Origin of the sequence: Bacillus cereus group sp. N11, assembly GCF_016483605.1 — a bacterium.
GTDB classification, from domain to species: domain Bacteria; phylum Bacillota; class Bacilli; order Bacillales; family Bacillaceae_G; genus Bacillus_A; species Bacillus_A toyonensis.
Genome location: NZ_JAEHBN010000020.1, coordinates 1 through 25,989 on the forward strand (window position 1 = coordinate 1; position 25,989 = coordinate 25,989).

Consider the following 25,989-nt stretch of genomic DNA (forward strand, 5'->3'; position numbering starts at 1 on the left):
CCTGTTCCTCCTTTTTCTTTTTTTTGTCCTGTTTTTCTTGTTTTTCCTGTTTGTCCTGTTTGTCTTGTTTTTCTTGTTTTTCTTGTTTTTCTTGTTTTTCTTGTTTTTCTTGTTTTTCTTGTTTGTCCTGTTTGTCCTGTTTGTCCTGTTTGTCCTGTTTGTCCTGTTTGTCGTGCTTGTCCTGCTTATTTTCTATTTCCTGCTGTTCTAGTTCAAATTTGTCAGATTCTAATTCAGAGCGCTCGTCTTTTTTATAGCTTGTTATTCTATAAATCTTTATTTTGCTTTGTTTTCTATGTTTTGGCATAGGAATCCCCTTTCGAATTGTGTTATTTTATTTTATTCTATGTAATTTAGTAGAGTTTGCTTGGACAATAGATAGAAGAGTGTGTTCAAGAGAGGTTTATTTTTTTACTGGATTTTCAAGCTGAAAAATTTTTTTAGTATTTTTTTATTTTAAATACAACTAGACAACTAAACACTAATCTATTTTCATACAGTTATGTGTTAAAAGTGTGTTGTTTTATAACACACTGTGTGTTTTTTGGGGGGACACACTAATTGAAAGCGTTAACACACAAAGAAAATGCTCGAAAAAGCGCTGATTTTAGTGGTTTTAAAAAGTTGGCACGCTAATTGCATTAATAAATAGCGTAAAGAAAAATAAATAACATAAACTTTTTATACTACACAAGGGGGATTTTCAAATGAATATTTTATTATGTTGCTCAGCAGGGATGTCTACAAGTTTACTAGTTACAAAAATGGAAGCGGCTGCAAAAGCTCGCGGTTTAGAAGGAAAGATTTGGGCTGTATCTGGGGATGCAGTAAAAAACAATATCGATCAAGCAGATGTACTATTATTAGGACCACAAGTTCGTTACATGCTCTCTTCAATGAAAACGCTTGCTGATGAGAAAAACGTTGGAATTGATGTTATTAATCCAATGCACTACGGCATGATGAATGGAGAAGCAGTTTTAGATCACGCACTAACACTTAAAAAATAATTAGGGGGGAAGCGAAATGCAAAAATTTATTGCATTTATGGAGAAATATTTAGTTCCAGTCGCAGGAAGAATCGGATCGCAGCGTCATTTAGTTGCAATCCGTGATGGTTTTATCGCAGTTATGCCTCTTATTTTAGTTGGATCGTTTGCAGTACTTATAAATAATCTACCAGTTGATGCATTCCAAAAACTTATGAAGGGTGCATTTGGGGATGTTTGGAAAGATATCGGCGGTGGTATGTGGACAGGGTCCTTTGCAATATTAGCTCTCATAGCCGCAGTTGGGATAAGTTATAATTTAGCGAAATCTTACGGTGTAGATGCGTTGTCAGCAGCAATTATTACATTCGGTGCATTAATTATTATATCTCCGACAACGCCAAAAGAAGGCGGTATTGATTTAGCTTGGACAGGATCACAAGGTTTATTCGTTTCTATCATTGTAGCTCTTCTTGTAACCGAGGTATTCAGATTCTTTGTTCAAAGGGATATTACAATTAAGATGCCAGATGGTGTTCCACCAGCAGTAATGAAATCATTCGCAGCATTAGTTCCAGCATTCGTTATTTTAATCGCAACAGCAAGTATTCAATTAGCTGTGAAATTAGCGGGAACAAGTATTCATAAAATCGTATTTGAAACAATTCAATTACCATTACAAGGTTTAGCAGGTACGTTACCAAGTGCAATTATTATCGCATTACTTATTCACGTATTATGGTTCTTCGGATTACATGGTCCTAATATTATCGGTGGTATTATCGACCCAATCTATTTACCAGCACTAGAAAAGAACATTAAATTATTTAACGATGGTATGTCTGCATATGATGTACCGCACATTTTCACAAAGCCATTCTTTGATGTATACGTATACATCGGTGGATCAGGTGCAACATTAGCATTCTTAGTAGCGGTAATGCTTGTTGCAAAAAGTGCGCAACTTCGTGGTGTAGGCCGTGTATCTATCGGTCCTGGTTTCTTCAATATTAACGAACCAGTTATTTTCGGTACACCAATTGTATTAAACCCAGCGTTAATCATTCCATTCGTACTTACACCAGTTGTATTAGTAATTACTTCTTATACAGCAATTTCTTTAGGATGGGTACCAAAAACAGTTGCTTTAGTTCCATGGACAATGCCACCAATCTTTAGTGGTTATCTTGTAGCGGGCGGAAGTATTGCTGGTGCTGTACTACAGCTTGTAAACTTTGCAATCGCGGTAGTTATTTACTATCCATTCGTATTAATGTGTGACCGTACGTATGTACAAGCTGCGAAAGCTGAAACAAAAGGAAACGACAATTCAGTATCACTTTAAAAAGTGTTGTTCTGACGAGTTTGTATAGCTCGTCAGAACAATTACCTTTATATCATGTTCAAAAAGATGAAAAACATCTATAAGAACACCAAACTATCATTCATAAAATAATAATTTAATAGACATGTTCAAACTGAAGGGGTATTTAAATCGGTTGAACCATAATAGAGAGGGCGGTAATTATGATGACTACAGCAGAACAAATTCCATTCCAATTGATTTTAAATAGTGGTAATGCACGAAGCTTTGCAATGGAGGCACTTCAATTTGCCAAACAGGGGAAAATGGCAGAAGCAGATGAAGCGATGGTAAAGGCGAAAGAAGCGATTAATGAAGCGCATCATTTCCAAACAGAGCTCATACAATCAGAAGCAAGAGGAGAAAAAACAGAGATTAGTGTTCTTTTAATCCATGCACAAGATCATTTAATGAATTCTATTACAGTAAAAGAATTAGCAGCAGAGTTTATCGATCTTTATAAAAAGCTTGAAGCGAAAGGGGAATAAAGCATGACTGGAATTAAAATTGCTACAATCGGCGGTGGATCTAGTTATACACCAGAGTTAATTGAAGGATTTATTAAACGTTATGATGAGCTTCCTGTTCGTGAAATTTGGTTAGTAGATATTGAGGCAGGAAAAGAAAAGTTAGAAATCGTTGGTAACTTAGCGAAACGTATGGTGAAAAAATCAGGTTTACCAATCGAAGTGCATTTAACACTTGATCGCCGTGAGGCATTAAAAGATGCTGACTTCGTAACAACACAGCTTCGCGTTGGTTTATTAGAAGCACGTGCAAAAGATGAAGCAATTCCGTTAAAATATGATGTAATCGGTCAGGAAACGAATGGTCCTGGTGGTTTATTTAAAGCGCTGAGAACGATTCCTGTTATTTTAGATATTTGTAAAGATATGGAGGAACTTTGTCCAAATGCATGGTTAATTAACTTTGCTAACCCAGCTGGTATGGTAACAGAAGCTGTCCTTCGCTATACAAATATTCAAAGAGTAGTTGGTCTATGTAACGTTCCAATCGGAATTCGCATGGGTCTTGCGAGATTACTTGAAGTAGATGCAAGTCGTGTACATGTTGATTTCGCAGGTTTAAACCATATGGTATACGGATTAGACGTATATTTAGATGGCGTAAGTGTAATGGATCGAGTGTTAGAGCTTGTAACAGATCCAGAAAAGCAAATTACGATGGAAAATATCTCTGCTCTTAATTGGGAGCCAGACTTTATTCGCGGTCTTCGCGCAATTCCATGTCCATATCATCGTTATTACTACAAAACACGTGAAATGTTAGAAGAAGAGAAAGAGGCTTCTGTTGAAAAAGGTACACGTGCAGAAGTAGTAAAACAATTAGAAAATGATTTATTTGAGTTATATAAAGACCCGAACTTAGATATTAAACCACCACAATTAGAAAAACGTGGCGGAGCTTATTATAGTGATGCAGCATGTAGCTTAATTACGTCTATTTACAATAATAAAGGTGATATCCAGCCTGTTAATACACGAAACAACGGAACAATTGCAAGCTTACCACATGATTCAGCTGTTGAAGTGAACTGTATTATTACGAAAGAAGGCCCAAAACCAATTGCAGTTGGAGATCTTCCAGTACCAGTTCGCGGTTTAGTACAGCAAATTAAATCATTTGAGCGCACAACAATTGAAGCTGCTGTTACAGGGGATTATCATAAGGCGCTGCTTGCTATGACAATTAATCCACTTGTACCGTCAGATAAAGTTGCAAAACAAATTTTAGATGAAATGTTGGAAGCACATAAAGAATATCTTCCACAGTTCTTTAAAAAGGTAGAGAAGTAAAAAGCGGCGCTATTTAGCCCGCTTTTTTTATTCTAATAGGAGGTATTATGATGATTAAGTTGATTGTAAATGCAGATGATTTCGGTCTTACAGAAGGTACAAATTACGGTATTATTGATGGACATATAAATGGACTTGTAAACTCAACGACAATGATGATGAATATGCCAGGAACAGAGCATGCCGTACGCTTAGCGAAAGATTATAAAACGTTAGGAGTAGGTGTGCATCTCGTATTAACGGCAGGAGAACCACTTTTAAAGGATGTACCATCCCTTGTAGGGAAAGATGGGGCGTTCCATAAACAACGTGTTGTAAGGGAAGGGAATATAAATCCTGAAGAAGTTGAGAGAGAATGGACTGCTCAAATTGAGAAATTTTTATCTTACGGATTAACACCAACTCATTTAGATAGTCATCATCATGTGCATGGATTAAAGGTTTTACACGATGTTCTTGAGATGTTAGCAAGTAAATATAACGTTCCGATTCGTCGTTGTGAGGAAGATAGAGCAGTGCGCCCATTTTCTGATGTGTTTTATAGCGATTTTTACGCGGATGGTGTGACGGAAGATTACTTTTCCAAGTTAAAAGGAAGAGTGAAGGATGAACAAACGATAGAAATTATGGTACATCCAGCGTATATTGATCCAGAGCTTGTGAAACGTTCTTCTTACGTAATGGATCGTGTGAAAGAATTGCGTATTTTAACGGAGAGTGAGTTACCTGAAGGAATAGAGCTTGTGAAGTTTTAATAGGAAAACGACGGCTAAGTGGCCGTCGTTTTTTATATTTATAAAATAGATATAACATATCCACCAAAAGCCCCGAGTATAACGATAATCCAAGGCGGTGTTTTCCAAAAAGTTAGTAAGCCAAAAAGAAGAGACGCAAAGACAAAATCTGAAGCATTCATAATTGTACTCGTCCAAATTGGATCGTAAAAAGCGGCAATTAAAATACCGACAACTGCGGCGTTAACACCGAGTAATGCGCCTTGTATAGCGGGTACCTTTCTTACACTGTCCCAAAATGGTAAAACACCAATAACGAGCAAAAAGGCAGGAAGGAAGATAGCGATTGTTGCGATTACTGCTCCAGTGGTTCCGTTTAGCACTGCCCCTATATAAGAAGCAAATGTAAAGAGAGGCCCTGGCACCGCTTGTGTTAATCCGTATCCAGCTAAAAATTGTTCTTTTGTCATCAGCCCGTTCTGTACAAACTCACTTTCAAGAAGAGGGAGTACGACGTGCCCTCCGCCAAATACGAGAGAACCAGAACGGTAAAAGCTATCAAATAATGCGATATGAGAAGAGAGCGGTCGCAGTATTGGTAGCAATAGTAATAGTCCGAAAAATAAAATGAGACAAGAACTAGCCATCGTTTTTGAAATAGAAATTTGTATTTTATAGACTTGGGCGTTTTGAGGAGTTTTATATAAAAGCCAGCCGATCAGCCCTGAAAGTAAAATGAGAATGATTTGTGTCCAGCTACTTGGCCATAACAAGGCAATCGCGGCAGTTACAATGGCGATTGTTGCACGGTTTCGGTCCGGAGTTAGCTTTTGAGCCATTCCCCATATTGCATGAGCGACAATTGCGACTGCTACAAGTTTGAGTCCATGAATCCATCCTGTACTTCCAATTTCGAATTGATTAAGGAATGAAGCAAAAAAGACTAAAACGAGAACAGAGGGGAGGGTGAAACCAATCCAAGAGATAATTGCTCCTAATAGCCCGCCCCTTAATAATCCAACGCCCATACCGACTTGACTACTAGCGGGACCAGGAAGGAATTGACACAGTGCTACTAAGTCTCCGTAACTTTTTTCATCCATCCATTTTCTTTTTTGCACGTATTCATGATGAAAATAACCAAGATGAGCGACAGGACCGCCGAATGAAGTAAGTCCTAATTTAAATGAGACGAGAAAAATCTCGACTAATAATCGAAAAGAGTAGTTGTTATTTTTCAAAGTAACCTCCTAGAAAGTTTTTTCTATGTGCATTATACAAGAGGTGGTAAAGCAAAAGAAATGATTCTTATGTAAAGATTTTGTGAATCTTTTCTTCGTAATTAAAAGTTGAAAAAGTCATAAATGATTATGTGTAAACCATAAAGTAGTAAAAGAAGTGCTGGGAAATTGATATAAGGAGAATGCCCTATGACAACACACTTTTTTGCTAGGTTAACAGGGAAGAGGGAATTGCCTCCTGTAAATACAGAAGCTTTTGGGGTAGCAGAGTTTATTTTTAGTGATGATTTAACGAAGTTGCATTACAGGGTAATATTAAAAAATATAGAAAAGGTCACATCGTGTCAAATTCATTTAGGGAAGTCCAGTCAAATTGGTCCCGTTGTTTTCTATTTATACGGTCCGCTAGAGCAAGGGATTAGTTTGAATGAGGGAAGCATTACTGGTGCCGTAAATGTGGAGGAATTCGAAGGGCCTTTACAAGGAAAATCCCTTGTTCATTTTCTCCAAGAAATTATTCAAGCTAATGTATATGTAAATGTTCATACGAAATCACATAAAAAAGGAGAAATAAGAGGGCGGATTAGAAAGGTAAAGAAGTAAATGAAAAGGCTGCTCCAAAAAATTGGAACAGCCTTTTCGAATTAGATAGGATGATGTGTATTGACGATACATTCATATATTTTGAAAATCGTCGATATAAATTTATCCTGCATTAACTGCCCGTAAAAGCATTCACTTTATTCGAAGGAGTTTCGCTAAAGGTTACTTGTTTAACTTTTAACAGGCTGATTTTTAATAAAGAAGTCCATGATATAAAATACTTCATCATCTGGTATTTGTATTTCAAATGTATTTTCAATTGGTTGTAATGCTTTTTTCACTTTCATATACATCCAGTACTCATCTTGTCTTCTTTTTTCTTTATCAGGATGAGGAAGAAGTTTTTCTCCTTTTTGAAGACGATCAACCATACAGCTCATATGCAAAATAACACCCATTAAGCTATCAGGAGTTAGCTGCAAGGAAATTAATTCTTGAATTGTATTTAGTGCGTAACGAATTGTTTTAATTAGTAATGCCCCGTCGTTACGCTGCATTTGTTGTTCAAGAATATCGGCCATTTTCGCATATGTTTCTTCATACGTAATTAATTCTTGAATTGGCTGAATCGCTGTGTAGTTCACAATATCTTGGAAATGATATGTTAAACAAGGGACTTGCACATCGAAATTTGTGACGATACAAATGATATTACGCTCTTTTTTTATGTTCTCAATCATTTTCGTTAAATCTTTTTCATGGACGATACTAATTGGGATAATTTCAATTAAGTCTTTATCAAATCTTAAATAGTTCTCTAACATTTTTTGAATAGCTAAGGCACTTCCTTCGCCAGTTAAACAAGCTGTTAAAATAACAGACTTCATTGGTGATAGTGGCTTTTTCTTTTCTTCTTGTACGTTTAAATAGAACGGCGTTAAGTTCTTTACTGTTTCATATAGTGCATCTAATGAATAGCCGAGCTGAGCTTTTCGAGCTGCTTCTAGTGCGTGTGGAGTACTTGTCATGGAAAGGACACGTACAGGAATTTTGAATTCAGTTTCTAATATATCACCGATATAAGCAAGAGACCCCATATCAACAAGTAAGAGAAGCCCGTTTACATTCTGAAGTGTTTTCATATACACTTTAACCCGCTCTAAAAAATCTTTCGGTGATTCATGTAGTGGCATATCAATACCGGTCACTTCATCAATACCGAGGAGTTCATTTGCAACGTTTGCCATTTCTGTTGCGATGCCATTACCGTGCGCTAATATTAATACTTTTACTTCTGTTTGGGAAGCAGGAATTGGATCAACAACGAAGAACATTGTTAAGAAGCCAGCTTCATCCATGGGCATTGTTATTTGTAATTCTTCTTCCAGTAGTTGAATGCATTGCATAGCTACGGAAAAAGCTTCTTTATATTTCGTACGAATTTGATTCAATTGTGGGTGATGAATTTGCTTCCCGCTTTGTAAACGTTGTAGAGTTGTCTGTACATGTAAACTTAATGCGAGAAAGACTTTTTCATCAAACGTCTTAGATAAATGTTTTTCAGCGAGCTCCGCAATTTTTTCACATACGGAAACGATGTTACGATCAACAATTTTAAAAACATTTTCATGACTTGTCTTTTTGGACATTTGGTTAAAATATTGTACGAAAAAGCTTTGAATATCATTTTCTATTAGTAATTCTAATTCTTCCTCTTCAATACCGCGTGCTTGAAGTTCTTCATATTTATAATCAATATAGTCGTAAATAGAAGACCGTTTTTCATCTTCTGCTTTATGTTTACTCCAACCTTCATCTCCCGTAAATACAAATGTTTCATTTGGTATTTGGTAAAGGTGACGGCTCTTTCTTTCAATAAATAGCCCTTCTTTCATATACCAAGGTAAATCTGTACTTGAAACATAGACAGAATCACGTTTCTTTGTTACAAAATCAGAATAAGCTTTCGCACAGGCGATTTGTACATCTGTTTTTAATTGACCGATGTTATTGGGACAATTGTAAAAGACGAAAGCACGCATTGCGTTCGGGCTAACATGAATTTCTTTCCTTAGCCGAATTGCTTCATTTGTGAAAAATAGTTGTAGTAAAGCAAAGCGTTCTTTATGTGTACGCTCACGAAGTGGTGGAAGCGTGACAGTCATCGGTATACGTCTTGTAAATGTTTTTAATAAAAATGAATTTGGTTCTTCTGTTGTTGCAGTAATGATTAATACTTGTGCTTTACGCTCGTTTTCTGTTTCTCCTAGGCGGCGATATACTCCGCGGTCAATAAAAGTGAAGAGCATTTCCTGTCCTTCTGGAGGAAGGCGGTGTACTTCATCTAAGAAAAGAATTCCTTCATGTGCTTTTTCAATTAACCCTTTTTGATCATTCGCACCTGTGTAAGCTCCTTTTTTGATCCCAAATAACTGTCCAAGTAGTAGCTGTGGATTGTTTGCATAATCAGCACAGTTAAAGACGATAAATGGTGCCTTTTTTGGAAGCTGTTCAACTTCAATTGCATATTCGTGCATTAAAGAAGCAAACATAGATTTTCCGACTCCTGTTTCTCCTAGCAGTAAAGTATGCATACCGTTTGGAGGATAGAGAATAGAAGCTTTCGCCTTTTCAATTGCGATTTTAAGGCTCGTATTTTCAATTGCAAATGTATCTAGTGAAGTCGCGTCTTTTGAATGCGTTTCCAACGAAGTGTTCGTTTCTATATAAAAACGAACAGGGCGCGTATTTGTTTTTAATAAACGTTTATCTTTTACAAGTTTGTTTAAGTCGCTACTTACATTGGCACGATCTAGTTGCAACAGGGTAGCGAGTTCTAATGCGGTTATACCTTCTGTGTAATTTCCTTCTTGTATTGCGTTAAAAATGAGATCTATTCGTTTCATTTCTATTCACCTCGAAACTTCATCACTATTTAAAATTTTACACAAAAATGAGAAGGGTGGGAAGAGAAAAATAAAACAGCTTTAGCATATAGGCACTAAAGCTGTTACAATCTTGTGTCTTTCCAAAAATTAACTTCGAGATGGGAAGAGGGATTATAAGGAAGAAGTTTGTATCCTTGTGACTGTAAATAATCGATTACTTTTGGCAGTATTTGTACAGTGACACTTGAATCGTGCATTAAAATAACTTCGACTTGTTCATCACTTTGATTACGTACTCTTTCTAGTATGGCAGAAGGATTGTCATAGCTTTTCCAATCATATGTATCAATTGTCCAATCCCACATTTTATATCGAGCTGATACAAGAGCATCACGATAATTCTTTTTTAAGTAAGGCATGCTACCGTATGGAACGCGGACGAGGTGTGTATTTAGTTTTGTAACTTGCTGGACAATGTTTTGAGTTTGTTCCATTTCTGTAATTAAAGTGGAAGGATCGCCAGTATAAAGGCGTTTTACATCGTGTGACATACTATGAAGTCCAATATAATGTCCGTCTTTAATTAATCGCTGCATCGTCTTTTGGTAATGCGGTACTTTTCCACCAATAACAAAGAAGGTTGCTTTTCCATTTTTTTCTTTTAAAATGTTTAAAATTTGCATCGTATATTTGTTTGGTCCATCATCAAATGTTAAGTACGCAATCTTTTGTGTAGGAGAGGTCGTTTCAGCATTTGGATGATGTTCAGCAGGAATAATTGTAGTTGCTTCAGGATTAGATGACGTGTATATAGTAATTGTGAAAAATAAAATGATACATTGAAATACTCGCTTGATCATAACATTCACCCTCAGTTTGACAATCAAGATGTAAAAAATAAAATTTGATACTGTTTTTATTATGTATATCTTTCTCCAATAAAGGGACTCTCAAACAATCTATATTTTGGAAATGTCAAATAAGGAGTAAAAAAATAAAAAATAGCATCCTCTTCAAAGAAAGAGGATGCTATTTGAATATTTCATAATTGTAAAGGCTATACTACAATTAGTCTTCGCGTTTTTTCATTTTTTTATAGAAGGAAATAATTGGTTTGTAACGTTCGTGTACAAGGCCGATTATTTCAGCAATGATTTCTGTGAAGAAGATTAAAATGAAAAGAAGAATAATGGATAACCATAATGTTGCACTAGTGAAAATAATGGCATTTACACTAAAGAAGATACCGAATGCGTATATAATTAGTACCGTTTTACGATGAGAGAATCCCATTGCAAGCAAACGGTGATGTAAATGCGATTTATCTGGCGCTGAAATAGGTTTTTTATTTACGATACGGCGGATAATTGCGAATGCCGTATCAAATACAGGTACACCTAAAATGATAACTGGAACGATGAAGCTGAATAACGTTACACTTTTGTATAATCCAAGTAACGATATGACAGAAATACAGTATCCTAAAAATAGTGCTCCTGTATCTCCCATGAAAATTTTTGCTGGATGGAAGTTATAGAATAAAAATCCAAGTGTACTTGCAAGTGCAATTAGTGCTAGAGGTAAAATGATAGCTGTTCCAGTACCCCATGGACTAGTGAAGGCCATATATGCCAGTGTTGCAAGTACGATAGATGAAATTCCAGCGGACAATCCATCTAATCCGTCAATTAAGTTGATTGCATTTGTAATACCTACAATCCAAAACACTGTAATTGGATAAGCAAGCCATCCAAGTTCAGTATCCCCGAGGATTGGAATATATAATACTTGCACTAATAATCCACTTTTTACAATCATAGCTGCAACTAATAGTTGTCCACCGAATTTTACCTTCGCAGATAGTTCGTACATATCATCTAAAATCCCGATGATTACAATGATAATCGCACCTAATGTTATCGATAACATTCTTTGTTCATATAACCCGCCAACAACAAATCCTACAGCTACACCGATAAATATTGCTAATCCGCCAAGACGAGGCATAATCTTTTGGTGTACTTTACGCGCATTTGGCTTATCTGTTGCTCCTATTTTAAAAGCTAATTTAATAACTAAAGGAGTAACGACGAGTACAGTGATGAAAGATGCCAAAATGGCATAAATCACTTGTGAGTCCATTAATACCCCACCTTTTTATAGTCTAACATAATTTTTTAGTTTATTTATCTGAAAATTATGATGTTTATTTGCAGGCTCATAACATATGGTATCACAAAAAGATTAGAATTCAATCTTTTTTTCTTTTTGTAGTAAGTGGAAGTGAATAGAAGATATGACAATTGTATATAGAATGTTAGCTCATTTAAGAAGGTTGCGTTTGTTGGTATTTATAATAGACCATTTTCGCGCCTCTCCTATAGTGAGTATTTTTATTTCAGTATTATAAGTGTTACACGTAGAAATGAGTAAGTCTCGTGTTAAAATATGGTAATTTGTATTCTCTTATGTAATTTTACAAAAACTTAAAAAAGTATGGAAAAGGTAATTCATATAATAGAGAAGTAAAATGTTTTCTCATTTTTAATATGAGAGGAGGAAGCACAGGGGAATTCTATGTATTCGTATATTTTCTATTGTATATTCCTGTGCGAAGGGGAAATGAAAATTACGATAATTGGTACTGGATATGTTGGATTAATTACAGGAGTAGGTTTGGCAAAACTGGGACATTCGGTCACATGTTTTGATATAGATTATGAAAAAATTGAACGGATAAAACAAGGGGATTTACCTATTTATGAATGTGGCTTACATGAATTAATACATGATGCGTATAAGTGTGCAAAGTTAACTTTTACAACAAGTAAATTAAAAGCTTTTAAAAATGCTGAATTTATATTTATTGCGGTTGGAACACCATCATTAGCAAATGGGAGAGCTGATTTAACGTATATTAAGCGTGCGTGTGAGGATATTGGGACGTACGTGAATAACGATATTATTGTTGTTACGAAAAGTACAGTTCCTGTAGGTACAAATGAAGCGATGCAGGGATGGATTGAGGCGAAGTTACAAGGGAGGCACAAATTACATGTCGTATCGAATCCAGAGTTTTTACGAGAAGGTTCCGGTATTTATGATTTCTTCCATGGTGATCGTATTGTAATTGGAGCGGATGATGAGAAAGTTGCACGGAAAGTAGAGGATTTGTACAGTGCATTATGCTTGCAAACGTATATTACAGATATTAAGAGTGCAGAGATGATTAAATACGCGTCTAATGCATTCTTGGCTACAAAAATTAGCTTTATTAATGAAATTTCAAATATATGTGAGAAGGTAGGAGCAAATGTATTAGATGTAGCAAAAGGAATGGGGATGGATAATAGAATTGGTACCCATTTTTTACAGGCGGGCATTGGATATGGGGGATCGTGTTTTCCGAAAGATACGAAAGCACTTGTACAAATGGCAGGAAATGTTTCTCATGATTTTCGTTTATTAAAAGCGGTCATTGAAGTGAATAATAAGCAGCAGTTGTTATTAGTTGAAAAAGCGAAAAAAGTAATAAATATGAATAAGAAACGGGTTGCAGTTCTTGGAGCAGCATTTAAACCGAATACAGATGATATTAGAGAAGCACCATCTCTTATTATCATACAAGAATTGATTAATATAGGTGCGGATGTAGTTGTATACGATCCGAAAGCAATTCAGCATGTACAACAAACATTTGGAAAGACGATACAATATGCTGAATGTATAGATGAATCGATTAGAGGCGCGAGTGCAGTTTTTATCGTAACGGAATGGGAATCTATTCGAACATATCCATTAGAAAAGTATGTACAACTTATGGGGGAGGCTATTCTATTTGATGGGAGAAATTGTTATACTAATGAGGATGCTAGAAAGCAAGGGATAGATTACTACTCAGTGGGACGAAAGAATGTTTGTAATAATCATGTTGCTACTATTCGATAAAAAGAGCAAGTTCCTTGTTTATTCTTATACGTCATAATAGAAACTGTAACTAGTGAGAGAAAAGAGGCAATAAAATGACTGAACGTTTAAAAGTAATGACAATTTTCGGGACACGTCCAGAAGCAATTAAAATGGCACCTCTTGTATTAGAGTTGCAAAAGCATCCAGAAAAAATCGAATCAATTGTGACTGTAACAGCACAACATCGTCAAATGTTAGATCAAGTATTAAGCATCTTTGGAATTACGCCAGATTTCGATTTGAATATTATGAAAGATCGTCAAACTTTAATTGATATTACAACGCGCGGTTTAGAAGGTTTAGACAAAGTAATGAAAGAAGCAAAGCCTGATATCGTCCTTGTACATGGTGATACAACAACAACATTTATTGCTAGCTTAGCTGCTTTTTATAATCAAATTCCAGTAGGTCATGTTGAAGCTGGACTTCGTACATGGGATAAGTATTCTCCATATCCAGAAGAGATGAATCGTCAATTAACAGGTGTAATGGCAGACCTTCATTTCTCACCGACAGCGAAATCAGCAACGAACTTACAGAGAGAAAATAAAGATGAGTCACGCATTTTCATAACAGGAAATACAGCGATTGACGCACTGAAAACGACTGTAAAAGAAACATACAGTCATCCGGTACTAGAGAAACTTGGAAATGATCGCCTTGTACTGATGACAGCGCATCGCCGTGAAAACTTAGGTGAACCAATGCGTAATATGTTCCGTGCAATTAAGCGCCTTGTTGATAAACATGAAGATGTGCAAGTCGTGTACCCTGTTCACATGAACCCTGTTGTTCGTGAAACAGCAAATGATATTTTAGGAGAACATAGCCGTATTCATTTAATTGAGCCGCTAGATGTAATTGATTTCCATAATGTTGCAGCTCGTTCATACTTAATGTTAACTGATTCTGGCGGTGTTCAAGAAGAAGCACCATCACTTGGCGTGCCAGTTCTTGTTCTACGTGATACAACAGAGCGCCCAGAAGGTATTGAAGCAGGTACGTTAAAATTAGCAGGAACAGATGAAGAGACAATCTTTAATCTTGCTGATGAGTTACTATCTGATAAAGAAGCTCATGATAAGATGGCGCAAGCATCTAACCCTTACGGTGATGGTCGTGCATCAGAGCGTATTGTTGAATCAATTTTACAACACTTTAATAAGTAAATAAAAAAGAGCCAAATCTTATAAGATTTGGCTCTTTTTGTTATTCCTGATTTCTCATAATCCACTCTGCATGAGCATTTGTGGAAGGGGGCGGCTCAGTTGGTGTTTTGTTCGGGTTTGTTTCTTTCTCTGCTTTTTCGTTAGAGTTAGAATTTGAGTCAGGATTTGATGAATCGGTTTTTGTATTTGGATTTGTTGGAGTTTTTGCTTTTTCCCCTAGTTCTTTTTCTATTTCATTACGTACCGTCTCTACACCGATTGGATCCGGAAGGAAGTAATAAATACCGCCTATTTTTTTGTCTTCTCCTTCAAGTTTTAACGTTTGTATTGTAGAAGGATCAAAACCAGAAAGTTTATTGTAAAGAGCAAGTCCGTCTGAAATAGGAATGTCGGTTTTTATATATTTTCCAACGACAGTCGTTAAATCTTTAATTTTAAATACAGTAGAGGCAGAATTCAGTTTTTGAGCAACAGCGGCTAGCAATTGTCTTTGTCTAGCGGCTCGGCCATAATCGCCGTTTGGATCCTGCTTTCGCATACGGACGTAAGCGAGTGCCTCTTCACCATTTAAGTTTTGTTGCCCTTGCTTAAATTGGATTTTTTTGTAGTAATCCACGTCAGAGCGCTCCCAAAAATCGAAAGGGACATCAACGGTAACACCGCCAACAGCATCAACGATACCTTTAAAGCCTTGGAAATCAATTTTAATATAATGGTCTACAGGAACTTTTAGAAAACCTTCGACAGTTTTGATTGCCATTTGTTCTCCACCATAAGCATGCGCAGCGTTAACCTTATCTTCTTTGTCCTTTCCAACAATTGGAACGCGGCTATCCCGAGGAATACTCATAAGTGAAATCCTTTGAGTTTTCGGATTGACTGTCGCAAACATTAATGAGTCTGTACGCCCATTTTGACCATCTGTTGCATAATCTTCTATACCCATAATGAGGATTGTAAAAGGTTGCTTTGTAATTTCTACATCTTTAGTTCTTAAATCCGATTTTTCACGACTAAATCCACTATACATCCCCATAAGAGAAGTGTAGGAATTTAATATATAGACTCCTACACTGCCAAATAAAAATGCGAAAATAAAGAAGTAGAAAAGTTTTCTTCTTCGCTTCTTTTTTATTCTGCGATTTTGGAGATGATGATAACGTTCTTCCATATATAATCTCCTTAGTTCATTGTAGAGAAGTTCTTCACTACATTAATCTTTAAAGGTGATAATTTCATTATTCTTAGATAAGATCTTGCTCTAAGTACAACATATCTCCTTCTGTAATTGTACATTTCCCATTTGTTAATTCAATCATCCAATCTGTGAATGCTTGTTTTCCATCTTCTTCTACAAACGTATCGAATGTGACATTTTCTAAATAATGTATATCTTTAATGACATATTTTGAATTGCGTAATTCATTTTCTAGCTTGCCAAGTAAAGTGTAATCAATCTCGGTTTGTATAACCCGCACTAGTTTTCGTTCGACAATGCCGACGTGATTAATACCTTCGCTTGTACATTTTCCGTATGCGCGAATTAATCCACCTGCACCGAGTTTAATGCCACCAAAATAGCGTGTAACGACAACAACAGTATCTTTTAAACCGCGTTTTTTTAATACCTCTAACATAGGTACACCAGCTGTGCCGCTCGGTTCACCGTCATCGTTCGCTTTTTGAATTTGATCTTGTTCGCCAATTAAATACGCTGAACAGTTATGTGTTGCATTCCAATGCTGTTTTTTTATTTTTTGTATAAACGCTTGCGCTTCTTCTTCAGTTGTAGCTCTATTTACATAACAAATAAATCTTGATTTTTGAATGACAATTTCGTGTTCGCCATAGTCTTTTATTGTTAAATATTGTAATAACAATGATATACGCCCCTATCTGTCAAAATGACTAGTACTTTACATTTTAAAAGCGGGCGTTTTTATATTCAAACATTTTTTATAAATAAGCTGAAATTTTTGATGAGTATTTTATCTTTTTGTTGTAATTTGTCGAGATGCTGAGTATAATTCTCAACCGGTATTTTTATGTATGGATGCACCTTTTTTAGTTTTCGTGTAAAATTAGGGGATAAAAATTTTTTATAAGGCAGGTACGAGAATGAAAACAGCTATTGTTACTGATAGTACAGCATATATACCGAAGCATATTCGTGACGAACTAAATATATATATGATTCCATTAAACGTTGTGTTTGGAACAGAATCTTATCAAGAAGAAGCTGAAATTTCAGTAGATGATTTTTATGTAAAAGTACGTGAGCAGGAAGAACTTCCGAAAACTTCGCAGCCAGCGATTGGAAAGTTTTTAGAGTTATACGAAGAATTATCTAAAGAATATGATGCAGTTATTAGTATTCATCTTTCAAGTGGCATTAGTGGTACATACCAAACAGCAACGACAGCTGGACAGATGGTAGAGGGTATTGAAGTATATACGTATGACTCTGAAATTAGTTGTGAAGTACAAGGATTTTATGTACGTGAAGGCGCGAAATTAGCAAGTGAAGGAAAAACACCAGAAGAAATTATCGCTCGTTTTGATGAAATGAAGCAAACGATGGACGCATATTTTGTAGTGGATGATTTACATCATTTACAACGTGGTGGAAGATTAAATAGTGCGCAAGCTTTCATCGGTAGCTTGCTACAAGTGAAGCCAGTTTTATATTTTAGAGAGAAAGTCATTATTCCATTTGAAAAGATTCGTACACGTAAAAAAGCGCTAAAACGTATCGTTGAAATTTTTGATGAACAAGCAAGTAAAGGTGTACCTATGGAAGCAGTTATCATTCATGCGCAACGTGAAGAGGAAGCGAATGAATGGAAGCAAGAATTAGAAGCAAAATATCCTCATGTCGCAATTCGCACGGGTTATTTTGGTGCTGTAATTGGTACGCATTTAGGTGAAGGTGCACTTGGTCTTGGATGGTATACGAAGTAATAAGATAGAAAAGGCTCTCTTTTTGAAGAGGGTTTTTTTACGGAAATGTTACGTATAGTTGACAAGTTAATATTTGGAAATGATAAAATGTACGTAAAATAAAATATGAGGAAAGTTTTATAACTTACTTTTTACAAGAAACTATATTATAATAGAAGAGAGGTGAAACATATGGAGCATAATTCTTGTTTATGTCCAAAGTTTGAGTCAGCTTTTACTTTGCTTAGTAAAAAATGGACTGGCTTAATCATTAAATCTTTGCTAGAAGAGCCGAAACGTTTTAGAGAAATCGCAGATATTATACCGAATATGAGCGATCGTATGTTGTCAGAGCGTTTAAAGGAATTGGAAAGCGAAGGCATTGTAGTTCGTAATGTTTATCCAGAAGTACCAGTTCGAATCGAGTATGGCTTAACTGATAAAGGAAAAGCGTTAGAAAGTGTTATGGATGAAGTCCAAAATTGGGCTGAGAAATGGATGAAATAGCGTTTCAATTTCATTTATATTTGTATTCGTATATTTAATAAAACGTAAGGGGCACCTTGCGTTTTTTCTTTGTTTATAACAATGAGGAAAAATTAAAAAATTCTACACATACATACAAAAATATACGTATTTTGCGCTAGATGCACATATAATATTACATTTGTTTTACAAAAGCGTAACATTGGTAAAAAAAAACCCGAATTATGGTATAAATTTTATAGGTTATATACGGAAAAAAAGAAAAAGAAAGCGGTGTAAAAGATAAAATGAAAAAGCTAAAAATGGCGTCTTGCGCATTAGTTGCAGGGTTAATGTTTTCAGGATTAACACCAAATGCATTTGCAGAAGATAATATTTCTGACGTGAAATCACAAATTAATACACAAAATGACACTTTACATAAACAACAACAAGAACGTGATGAATTACAAAAACAAATGAACGAATTAAATAAAACAATTCAAGGTTTAGATAAGTCTGTTCAAGAAAATGCTTCAAAGCTTGATGAAACAACGAAAAAAGTTGCTGATACTGAGCAATTAATCGAAAAGAAAAATAAAGACATTGCGGAACTACAAACGAAAATCGCAAAACGTGAAGATTTATTAAGAAAACGTTTAGTTGCGCTTCAAGAACAGCCGAATACGAACGTTGTAACAGAAGTTCTTGTAAACTCTAAAAACGTTGCAGATTTAGTTGATCGTTTAACTTCTGTTTCTAAAATTCTTGAGTCTGATGAAGATATCATGAAAACACAACAAGAAGATCAAGCGAACGTGAAAAAGGATGTTGCAACTGTAAAAGAAAAACAAAAAGAATTAAAAGAAGCACAAGCTCAAATTGAAACTGCTAAGAAAGAACTTGACGCTGAAAAAGCGAAAAAAGAAACAGCAGTAAACGATTTAAGTGGTAAAATGGATACAGTTGTAACTACGATGACAAGTACGGAAAGTCAATTGAAAGAGCTTGAAAAACAAGCATTACAATTACAACGTATGGCTGAAGAAGAAGCACAAGCAAAAGCTGCACAAGAAGCTGCTGCTCAAAAACAAGCAGAACAAGCTACTAAAGAAGTGCAAGCGCCTGCTCAACAAGTTACACCAGCGAACAGCGGTGGACAAGCTCAAAAAGAAGAGCCTAAAAAAGAAGAACCTAAAAACGAGGCACCTAAAAAAGAAGAGAAAAAGCCAGCACCAACACCAGGTCCAGCTCCGGATACTGGCGTAATTGGTAAAGCGAAAGGCTACTTAGGTTTACCATATGTTTGGGGAAGTGCATCTCCATCAAACGGTGGTTTTGACTGTAGTGGATTCATTTCTTACATCTTTGGTGTAGGTCGTCAAGACGTTGCAGGTTACTGGAATTCAGTTTCTAGAATAAGTAGCCCACAACCTGGAGATTTAGTATTCTTCCAAGGTACTTATAAAGCAGGTCCATCTCACATCGGTATTTACGTGGGTAATGGCCAAATGATTCATGCTAGTGATAAAGGAATTGCGTACGGTGATATTAACAGTTCATACAATCAAAAACATTTCTTAGGATACGGTCGATTCTAGGATTTATAAACGAATAAAACACGTGTATAAAGTCGATAGCCTACTATTTTATAAGTAGGTTATCGGCTTTTTTGAGTTTTTACGAGATTATGAGAAGGGTTTATAGTAGTGCTGGAGGTGGTTGCTGATGTTAGCAGGGAAACAGTTACTATTAGAGGAACTCTCTTCAGACTTACGGGATACATTACAAGATTTGAAAAAGAAGAGGAAGGTCGTATGTGTACAAGGTGTAATAAAGAAGGCTTCTAAATATATATGTCAGCGCTGCGGAAATATAGAGCAGCGGCTATTTGCATCATTTTTATGTAAAAGGTGTAGTAAAGTCTGCACATATTGCCGGAAGTGCATAACGATGGGGAGAGTTAGTGAATGTGCTGTACTTGTTCGCGGAATTGCCGAAAAAGAGGGAGAAATGGATGTAAATCCGTTACAGTGGAAAGGAAATTTATCTACTGGCCAGAAGTTGGCTGCGCAAGGTGTTATGGAGGCTGTTAAACAGAAAGAATCGTTTTTTATTTGGGCTGTGTGCGGCGCTGGAAAAACAGAAATGTTGTTTTATGGTATTGCAGAGGCACTTCAAAAAGGAGAAAGAGTTTGTATCGCAACGCCGAGAACGGATGTTGTACTTGAATTAGCACCGAGATTGAAAGAAGTATTTCCGAATATAAATGTAGCTGCTTTATACGGTGGGAGTTTAGATCGGGAAAAAGATGCAGCGTTAGTCGTTGCGACCACCCATCAGCTATTGCGTTATTATAGAGCGTTTCATGTCATGATTGTAGATGAAATAGATGCCTTTCCATACCATGCAGATCAAATGTTGCAGTATGCGGTAAAACAAGCGATGAAAGAGAAGGCGGCATGTATTTATTTAACTGCAACTCCAGATGAAGAGTGGAAGCGTAACCTTAGAAAGGGGAAACAAAAAGGTATCGTTGTTTCTGGACGGTATCACCGTCATCCGTTGCCAGTCCCCAAATTTTGCTGGTGCGGAAACTGGAAGAAAAGCCTCATCAATAAAAGAATTCCTCAAGTTTTACTACAATGGTTAAAAGTATACTTAAATAAAAAGCACCCCATTTTTTTATTTGTTCCCCATGTGCGATATATAGAAAAAATGAGTCGGTTATTGAAGCTGTTAGACGATAGAGTTGCCGGTGTGCATGCAGAAGATCCAATGAGAAAAGAAAAAGTTGCAGCTTTCAGAAAGGGAGAAATTCCTTTATTAGTTACAACGACGATTTTGGAGAGAGGAGTAACGGTGAAAAATTTGCAAGTTGCGGTTTTAGGGACGGAAGAAGAAATATTTTCAGAAAGTGCACTCGTTCAAATTGCAGGCCGGGTAGGTCGTAGTTTTGAAGAGCCGTATGGAGAGGTCATTTATTTTCATTATGGTAAGACAGAGGCGATGGTGCGCGCGAAAAAACACATTCGAAGTATGAACAAAAATGCGAAAGAACAAGGGTTGATCGATTAATGCATTGCTTACTTTGTGATGAGGATATTTCATACGCGATTAGTTGGTACAATTTTTTTGTTAAGGCTCACAAAAAGTATATATGTGATAGATGTGAGCAAAAGATTTCCTATATTATAGGAGAGATTTGTAGAGAGTGCGGACGGTCTTTAGATCCATTGCCAGCTGAATATAAAGAAGGTGACATTTGCAAGGATTGTGTACGATGGATGAATTTGGAGAGTTATCGACCTTTGAAAAATCGTTCATTATACATGTACGATAATGAGATGAAAGGAATACTAGCGCAGTTTAAGTTTCGTAGTGATGCTGAGTTAGTTCGTATTTTTCATCGCCCTTTTCGAAGTTTATTTCAACAGTATTTTGCTAACGTTTCAACCGTTATCGCTGTTCCGCTTAGTAAGGAAAGGGAATATGAACGTGGTTTTAATCAAGCTGAGCTATTAGCAGCTTGTTTGCCTGTTGGTCTTTCTTATCCGTCATTAAGAAGAAGGGAAACAGAAAAACAAAGTAAGAAGACGCGCAAAGAAAGGATGTTGGGAAGCAATCCTTTTTATTTTCAGGGTGAAGAGATGTTTTATGGGCAACATATTTTACTCGTTGATGATGTGTATACGACAGGTATTACAGTTAGACAAATTGGCAGTCTTTTATACGATAGATGGGCAAGTGAAGTTTCTAGTTTGACGCTCTGTAGAAGTTAATCTGTAACTGTCGAAAGAGATAATAAAAAGACGATAAGTCTTCTTTGACTTCGTAAGTTGTCATTCGTTATAGTCAGAATATGGGGCGAATGCCCTGATTTTTAGAGTGAAGGGAATGGAATGAACATGCAAGGAAAAGTGAAATGGTTTAATGCAGAAAAGGGATTTGGGTTTATTGAGCGTGAAGATGGTGAGGATGTGTTTGTTCATTTTTCTGCTATTCAACAAGATGGGTATAAGTCATTAGAAGAAGGGCAACAAGTGGAGTTTGATATTGTAGATGGAGCACGTGGACCACAAGCAGCTAATGTTGTGAAACTGTAGGGATATTGTTTTTGGGAAGAGAAAGCTGCGTTTGTGGCAACGTTATATATAGTAGAACCTCTTGTTTTTCGCAAGAGGTTTTTGTTATGGGGTGAATTGTCAAAAAGTTGTTTCTTTTCTGTAACGAATTGTCCACAGTTATATTCGTTACTCACGATGTTAATAGGATAAAATAAAGGTAGAAACGATGCATCTTTTCATTTCAACAAAAAACGATAAAAAAATCGCAATTCCACTAATTTTTTTAAAAAAGTTAGAAGGAGTTTTTAAGCCGATGTCGAAATTATAGTACATAGGCTTGAAAGGAGGAATTCATCTATGAAATTCAACATTCGTGGTGAAAATATTGAAGTAACTCCAGCATTAAAGGAATATGTAGAGAAAAAACTAAGTAAGTTAGAGCGTTATTTTGATACATTCCCAGAGATTAAAGTTAATTTAAAAGTATACTCTGACAAGCAACGTGTCGAGGTAACAATTCCGTTTACTGATTTATTACTTCGTGCAGAAGAAACTAATAGCGATATGTACGCTGCTATCGATTTAGTAGTTGATAAGATTGAGCGACAAATTCGTAAACATAAAACAAAAGTAAATCGTAAGTTACGTGAGAAAGGTTCTGTGAAAACTAACTTTATCCTTCCAGAAGCAGTAGCTGTTCTGGATGAGGTAGAAGAGGATGAATTAGAACTTGTACGTACAAAACGATTCGATTTAAAACCGATGGACGTTGAAGAAGCGATCTTGCAAATGGATATGCTAGGGCATAATTTCTTCGTCTTCACAAATGCTGATACAAATGAAACTAATGTTGTATATGGCCGTAAAGACGGAAAATATGGTTTAATCGAAACTAAATAATAATTCGAAAGCGCAGCCGAAAGAGGCTGCGCTTTTTTTGCTGAAAATAGATTTTTAAAAAACTTTTCCTAATTTAGAACGAGACATTCGGCCGATTGTTGTCATAGTTATAAGACAAGTGTTACAATTATCATTAGGTATATACATTTTAGTTTTTTTAATTAGGAGAAAAATTGGCATAACATACATTTGATTTTTATAACGACTGATTGTAATAGAAAAAGAAAAAACAATCGGAAGTTTTATTTTAATAAAAAAGAGGAGCGTATTTCCTATGATCGGTATTTTAAAAAAGGTATTTGATGTAAATCAACGCCAAATTAAACGTATGCAGAAGACAGTTGAGCAAATTGATGCATTAGAATCATCTATTAAGCCACTAACAGATGAACAATTAAAAGGAAAGACGCTTGAGTTTAAAGAACGTCTAACAAAAGGTGAGACAGTAGATGATCTACTTCCTGAAGCTTTTGCGGTTGTACGCGAAGCTGCGACTCGTGTTCTTGGAATGCGTCCGTATGGCGTGCAGTTAATGGGTGGTATTGCTTTACATGAAGGGAATATCTCTGAGATGAAAACGGGTGAAGGTAAAACGTTAACATCTACATTACCTGTATATTTAAATGCTTTAACAGGAAAAGGTGTTCACGTTGTTACAGTCAATGAATACTTAGCACAACGTGATGCGAGCGAAATGGGACAACTTCATGAGTTCCTTGGCTTAACAGTAGGAATTAACTTAAATAGTATGTCACGCGAAGAGAAGCAAGAGGCTTATGCTGCTGATATTACGTATAGCACAAATAATGAGCTTGGATTCGATTACTTACGTGACAATATGGTTTTATATAGAGAGCAGTGCGTTCAGCGTCCACTTCATTTTGCTATTATTGATGAAGTCGATTCTATTTTAGTCGATGAAGCACGTACGCCGCTTATTATTTCGGGACAAGCTCAAAAATCAACAGAGCTATACATGTTTGCAAATGCATTCGTTCGTACATTAGAAAATGAAAAAGAATATTCATTTGATGTGAAAACGAAAAATGTAATGTTAACTGAAGATGGTATTACGAAAGCAGAGAAAGCTTTCCATATTGAAAACTTATTTGACTTGAAACATGTTGCACTTCTTCACCATATTAATCAGGCGCTTCGTGCACACGTTGTTATGCACCTTGATACAGATTATGTTGTACAAGAAGGCGAAATCGTAATTGTAGACCAATTCACTGGTCGTCTTATGAAAGGTCGTCGCTATAGCGAAGGTTTGCACCAAGCGATTGAAGCAAAAGAAGGCGTAGAAATTCAAAATGAAAGTATGACACTCGCAACAATTACGTTCCAGAACTATTTCCGTATGTATGAAAAGTTATCTGGTATGACTGGTACAGCGAAAACGGAAGAAGAAGAATTCCGTAGTATTTACAATATGAATGTTATCGTAATTCCAACGAACAAAGATATTATTCGTGATGACCGTGCTGATTTAATCTTCAAATCAATGGAAGGCAAATTCAATGCAGTTGTTGAGGATATTGTAAATCGTCATAAACAAGGGCAACCGATTCTTGTTGGTACAGTTGCAATTGAAACGTCAGAGCTTATTTCAAAAATGTTAACACGTAAAGGTGTACGCCATAACATTTTAAACGCGAAAAACCATGCGCGTGAAGCAGATATCATTGCAGAAGCTGGTATGAAAGGTGCTGTAACGATTGCGACGAATATGGCTGGTCGTGGTACGGATATTAAGCTTGGAGACGATATTAAAAACGTTGGTCTAGCAGTTATCGGTACAGAGCGTCACGAAAGCCGTCGTATTGATAATCAGTTACGTGGTCGTGCTGGTCGTCAAGGGGACCCTGGTGTAACGCAGTTCTACTTGTCTATGGAAGATGAACTAATGCGCCGCTTCGGTTCTGACAATATGAAAGCGATGATGGATCGTCTTGGTATGGATGATTCACAACCGATTGAAAGTAAAATGGTTTCTCGTGCAGTAGAATCTGCGCAAAAACGTGTAGAAGGAAATAACTATGATGCACGTAAGCAGTTATTACAATACGATGATGTGCTTCGTCAGCAACGTGAAGTTATTTACAAACAGCGTCAAGAAGTAATGGATTCTGAGAACTTACGTAGTATTATTGAAGGTATGATGAAATCTACAGTAGAACGTGCTGTTGCGCTTCATACACAAGAGGAAATTGAAGAAGATTGGAACATTAAAGGTCTTGTTGACTACTTAAATACAAACCTTCTGCAAGAAGGCGATATAAAAGAAGAAGAATTACGTCGTCTTGCTCCAGAAGAAATGAGCGAGCCGATTATCGCGAAATTAATAGAGCGTTACAACGACAAAGAAAAGCTTATGCCAGAAGAGCAAATGCGTGAGTTCGAAAAAGTTGTTGTATTCCGTGTAGTAGATACGAAATGGACAGAGCATATTGATGCGATGGACCACCTTCGTGAAGGTATTCATTTACGTGCTTACGGTCAAATCGATCCACTTCGTGAGTATCAAATGGAAGGATTCGCAATGTTCGAGTCAATGATTGCTTCTATTGAAGAGGAAATCTCTCGTTACATTATGAAAGCTGAAATTGAACAAAACTTAGAGCGTCAAGAAGTTGTTCAAGGTGAAGCTGTTCATCCATCTAGCGATGGCGAAGAAGCGAAGAAAAAGCCTGTTGTAAAAGGTGATCAAGTGGGCCGTAACGATTTATGCAAATGTGGTAGTGGCAAGAAATATAAAAACTGCTGTGGCATTGTAAGCTAATAAAAACTGCGGCTGTTGAATTCAGCTTGTTTTGCAAATTGTAATAAAAAGGATTAAACTCTCTCCCTAATAAGTGGAGAGAGTTTCCCTTGTTTTCATACGAAAGTAATAGCAATTACATA

At 36.3% G+C, this 25,989-nt stretch carries 21 protein-coding genes and 2 pseudogenes; 16 read left to right on the forward strand and 7 right to left on the reverse strand.

Annotated elements, in window-relative coordinates; translation table 11 throughout:
• Positions 1-307, reverse strand: a pseudogene (locus tag JDS98_RS24800) (polyamine aminopropyltransferase); the annotation flags it as partial.
• Between the two features lie 400 nt (positions 308-707).
• On the opposite strand from JDS98_RS24800, the gene JDS98_RS24805 reads away from it, so the two are divergent.
• The 5 genes from JDS98_RS24805 (at position 708) to chbG (ending at position 4,924) form a co-directional block, all read left to right on the forward strand.
• On the forward strand, positions 708-1,010 hold the full coding sequence (locus JDS98_RS24805) for a PTS sugar transporter subunit IIB (RefSeq protein WP_001023563.1): 303 nt from the start codon (positions 708-710) through the stop codon (positions 1,008-1,010).
• Positions 1,011-1,026: 16 nt separating this feature from the next.
• Positions 1,027-2,334, forward strand: a complete 1,308-nt coding sequence (gene celB / locus JDS98_RS24810; RefSeq protein WP_001168852.1) for a PTS cellobiose transporter subunit IIC — start codon at positions 1,027-1,029, stop codon at positions 2,332-2,334.
• A gap of 182 nt (positions 2,335-2,516) precedes the next feature.
• Positions 2,517-2,840: a PTS lactose/cellobiose transporter subunit IIA gene (locus tag JDS98_RS24815; RefSeq protein ID WP_000989054.1), complete on the forward strand. Its 324-nt coding sequence runs from the start codon at positions 2,517-2,519 to the stop codon at positions 2,838-2,840.
• A 3-nt stretch (positions 2,841-2,843) separates the two neighbouring features.
• Entirely contained in the window at positions 2,844-4,169 is a 1,326-nt protein-coding gene (gene celF / locus JDS98_RS24820; RefSeq protein ID WP_199634447.1) for a 6-phospho-beta-glucosidase, read from the forward strand.
• 50 nt (positions 4,170-4,219) lie between these two features.
• On the forward strand, positions 4,220-4,924 hold the full coding sequence (chbG, locus tag JDS98_RS24825) for a chitin disaccharide deacetylase (RefSeq protein ID WP_000593458.1): 705 nt from the start codon (positions 4,220-4,222) through the stop codon (positions 4,922-4,924).
• A 38-nt stretch (positions 4,925-4,962) separates the two neighbouring features.
• Here chbG and JDS98_RS24830 read toward each other — a convergent pair whose 3' ends face one another.
• The gene (locus JDS98_RS24830; protein WP_199634448.1) at positions 4,963-6,144 is read right to left on the reverse strand and encodes a chromate transporter; all 1,182 of its coding nucleotides are present in this window, start codon (positions 6,142-6,144) and stop codon (positions 4,963-4,965) included.
• A 189-nt stretch (positions 6,145-6,333) separates the two neighbouring features.
• Here JDS98_RS24830 and exsM point away from each other — a divergent pair, with 189 nt between their 5' ends.
• On the forward strand, positions 6,334-6,747 hold the full coding sequence (exsM, locus tag JDS98_RS24835) for an exosporium regulatory protein ExsM (RefSeq protein ID WP_000207041.1): 414 nt from the start codon (positions 6,334-6,336) through the stop codon (positions 6,745-6,747).
• Between the two features lie 170 nt (positions 6,748-6,917).
• Here exsM and JDS98_RS24840 read toward each other — a convergent pair whose 3' ends face one another.
• The 3 genes from JDS98_RS24840 to JDS98_RS24850 all read right to left on the reverse strand — a co-directional run bounded on the left by JDS98_RS24840 (position 6,918) and on the right by JDS98_RS24850 (position 11,717).
• On the reverse strand, positions 6,918-9,593 hold the full coding sequence (locus JDS98_RS24840; protein ID WP_098210289.1) for a sigma-54-dependent transcriptional regulator: 2,676 nt from the start codon (positions 9,591-9,593) through the stop codon (positions 6,918-6,920).
• A 104-nt stretch (positions 9,594-9,697) separates the two neighbouring features.
• Positions 9,698-10,435 carry a polysaccharide deacetylase family protein gene (locus JDS98_RS24845; RefSeq protein WP_000597144.1) on the reverse strand — a complete coding sequence of 246 codons (738 nt, stop codon included), beginning with the start codon at positions 10,433-10,435 and terminating at the stop codon, positions 9,698-9,700.
• A gap of 208 nt (positions 10,436-10,643) precedes the next feature.
• Positions 10,644-11,717, reverse strand: coding sequence for a glycosyltransferase family 4 protein (locus JDS98_RS24850; RefSeq protein ID WP_000378305.1), 1,074 nt, complete (start codon positions 11,715-11,717; stop codon positions 10,644-10,646).
• 435 nt (positions 11,718-12,152) lie between these two features.
• Here JDS98_RS24850 and JDS98_RS24855 point away from each other — a divergent pair, with 435 nt between their 5' ends.
• Both JDS98_RS24855 and wecB read left to right on the forward strand, forming a co-directional pair.
• Positions 12,153-13,523 (forward strand): UDP-glucose dehydrogenase family protein, encoded by a 1,371-nt coding sequence (locus tag JDS98_RS24855; RefSeq protein ID WP_199634449.1) that lies wholly within the window; start codon positions 12,153-12,155, stop codon positions 13,521-13,523.
• Between the two features lie 74 nt (positions 13,524-13,597).
• Complete coding sequence (gene wecB / locus JDS98_RS24860; RefSeq protein WP_000140136.1) at positions 13,598-14,713, forward strand: non-hydrolyzing UDP-N-acetylglucosamine 2-epimerase; 1,116 nt, start codon at positions 13,598-13,600, stop codon at positions 14,711-14,713.
• Positions 14,714-14,753: 40 nt separating this feature from the next.
• Here the strand turns inward: wecB and JDS98_RS24865 are convergent, their stop codons facing one another.
• Both JDS98_RS24865 and JDS98_RS24870 read right to left on the reverse strand, forming a co-directional pair.
• The gene (locus JDS98_RS24865; protein ID WP_199634450.1) at positions 14,754-15,884 is read right to left on the reverse strand and encodes an LCP family protein; all 1,131 of its coding nucleotides are present in this window, start codon (positions 15,882-15,884) and stop codon (positions 14,754-14,756) included.
• Positions 15,885-15,957: 73 nt separating this feature from the next.
• Positions 15,958-16,593, reverse strand: coding sequence for a YigZ family protein (locus JDS98_RS24870; protein WP_000926675.1), 636 nt, complete (start codon positions 16,591-16,593; stop codon positions 15,958-15,960).
• Between the two features lie 238 nt (positions 16,594-16,831).
• Between JDS98_RS24870 and JDS98_RS24875 the strand changes: the two genes are divergently transcribed.
• The 8 genes and pseudogenes from JDS98_RS24875 (at position 16,832) to secA (ending at position 25,867) form a co-directional block, all read left to right on the forward strand.
• On the forward strand, positions 16,832-17,674 hold the full coding sequence (locus JDS98_RS24875) for a DegV family protein (protein ID WP_000844773.1): 843 nt from the start codon (positions 16,832-16,834) through the stop codon (positions 17,672-17,674).
• 171 nt (positions 17,675-17,845) lie between these two features.
• A complete protein-coding gene (locus tag JDS98_RS24880; protein WP_000400852.1) occupies positions 17,846-18,160 on the forward strand; it encodes a winged helix-turn-helix transcriptional regulator in 315 nt (104 codons plus the stop codon).
• 160 nt (positions 18,161-18,320) lie between these two features.
• Positions 18,321-19,719: pseudogene (locus JDS98_RS24885) on the forward strand (C40 family peptidase).
• A gap of 127 nt (positions 19,720-19,846) precedes the next feature.
• A complete protein-coding gene (gene comFA, locus JDS98_RS24890; RefSeq protein WP_199634452.1) occupies positions 19,847-21,196 on the forward strand; it encodes an ATP-dependent helicase ComFA in 1,350 nt (449 codons plus the stop codon).
• Positions 21,196-21,900: a ComF family protein gene (locus JDS98_RS24895; RefSeq protein WP_098911738.1), complete on the forward strand. Its 705-nt coding sequence runs from the start codon at positions 21,196-21,198 to the stop codon at positions 21,898-21,900. Before comFA ends, JDS98_RS24895 begins: the two co-directional genes overlap by 1 nt.
• 126 nt (positions 21,901-22,026) lie before the next feature.
• On the forward strand, positions 22,027-22,224 hold the full coding sequence (gene cspC / locus JDS98_RS24900) for a cold shock protein CspC (RefSeq protein ID WP_002045823.1): 198 nt from the start codon (positions 22,027-22,029) through the stop codon (positions 22,222-22,224).
• 318 nt (positions 22,225-22,542) lie between these two features.
• Positions 22,543-23,085 carry a ribosome hibernation-promoting factor, HPF/YfiA family gene (gene hpf, locus JDS98_RS24905; RefSeq protein WP_000671188.1) on the forward strand — a complete coding sequence of 181 codons (543 nt, stop codon included), beginning with the start codon at positions 22,543-22,545 and terminating at the stop codon, positions 23,083-23,085.
• Positions 23,086-23,359: 274 nt separating this feature from the next.
• Positions 23,360-25,867 carry a preprotein translocase subunit SecA gene (gene secA, locus JDS98_RS24910; RefSeq protein ID WP_199634453.1) on the forward strand — a complete coding sequence of 836 codons (2,508 nt, stop codon included), beginning with the start codon at positions 23,360-23,362 and terminating at the stop codon, positions 25,865-25,867.
• Positions 25,868-25,989 lie beyond the last annotated feature (122 nt).

What these genes read in the sequence shown, in the direction of transcription:
- chbG (WP_000593458.1), top strand. Translation starts at nt 4,220, where the DNA reads ATGATTAAGTTGATTGTAAATGCAGATGATTTCGGTCTTACAGAAGGT.
- wecB (WP_000140136.1), top strand. Translation starts at nt 13,598, where the DNA reads ATGACTGAACGTTTAAAAGTAATGACAATTTTCGGGACACGTCCAGAA.
- secA (WP_199634453.1), top strand. Translation starts at nt 23,360, where the DNA reads ATGATCGGTATTTTAAAAAAGGTATTTGATGTAAATCAACGCCAAATT.
- JDS98_RS24880 (WP_000400852.1), top strand. Translation starts at nt 17,846, where the DNA reads ATGGAGCATAATTCTTGTTTATGTCCAAAGTTTGAGTCAGCTTTTACT.
- comFA (WP_199634452.1), top strand. Translation starts at nt 19,847, where the DNA reads ATGTTAGCAGGGAAACAGTTACTATTAGAGGAACTCTCTTCAGACTTA.
- JDS98_RS24865 (WP_199634450.1), bottom strand. Translation starts at nt 15,884, where the DNA reads ATGGAAGAACGTTATCATCATCTCCAAAATCGCAGAATAAAAAAGAAG.
- celF (WP_199634447.1), top strand. Translation starts at nt 2,844, where the DNA reads ATGACTGGAATTAAAATTGCTACAATCGGCGGTGGATCTAGTTATACA.
- JDS98_RS24815 (WP_000989054.1), top strand. Translation starts at nt 2,517, where the DNA reads ATGATGACTACAGCAGAACAAATTCCATTCCAATTGATTTTAAATAGT.
- hpf (WP_000671188.1), top strand. Translation starts at nt 22,543, where the DNA reads ATGAAATTCAACATTCGTGGTGAAAATATTGAAGTAACTCCAGCATTA.
- JDS98_RS24875 (WP_000844773.1), top strand. Translation starts at nt 16,832, where the DNA reads ATGAAAACAGCTATTGTTACTGATAGTACAGCATATATACCGAAGCAT.
- JDS98_RS24895 (WP_098911738.1), top strand. Translation starts at nt 21,196, where the DNA reads ATGCATTGCTTACTTTGTGATGAGGATATTTCATACGCGATTAGTTGG.
- JDS98_RS24840 (WP_098210289.1), bottom strand. Translation starts at nt 9,593, where the DNA reads ATGAAACGAATAGATCTCATTTTTAACGCAATACAAGAAGGAAATTAC.
- JDS98_RS24845 (WP_000597144.1), bottom strand. Translation starts at nt 10,435, where the DNA reads ATGATCAAGCGAGTATTTCAATGTATCATTTTATTTTTCACAATTACT.
- JDS98_RS24805 (WP_001023563.1), top strand. Translation starts at nt 708, where the DNA reads ATGAATATTTTATTATGTTGCTCAGCAGGGATGTCTACAAGTTTACTA.
- cspC (WP_002045823.1), top strand. Translation starts at nt 22,027, where the DNA reads ATGCAAGGAAAAGTGAAATGGTTTAATGCAGAAAAGGGATTTGGGTTT.
- exsM (WP_000207041.1), top strand. Translation starts at nt 6,334, where the DNA reads ATGACAACACACTTTTTTGCTAGGTTAACAGGGAAGAGGGAATTGCCT.
- JDS98_RS24855 (WP_199634449.1), top strand. Translation starts at nt 12,153, where the DNA reads ATGTATTCGTATATTTTCTATTGTATATTCCTGTGCGAAGGGGAAATG.
- celB (WP_001168852.1), top strand. Translation starts at nt 1,027, where the DNA reads ATGCAAAAATTTATTGCATTTATGGAGAAATATTTAGTTCCAGTCGCA.
- JDS98_RS24850 (WP_000378305.1), bottom strand. Translation starts at nt 11,717, where the DNA reads ATGGACTCACAAGTGATTTATGCCATTTTGGCATCTTTCATCACTGTA.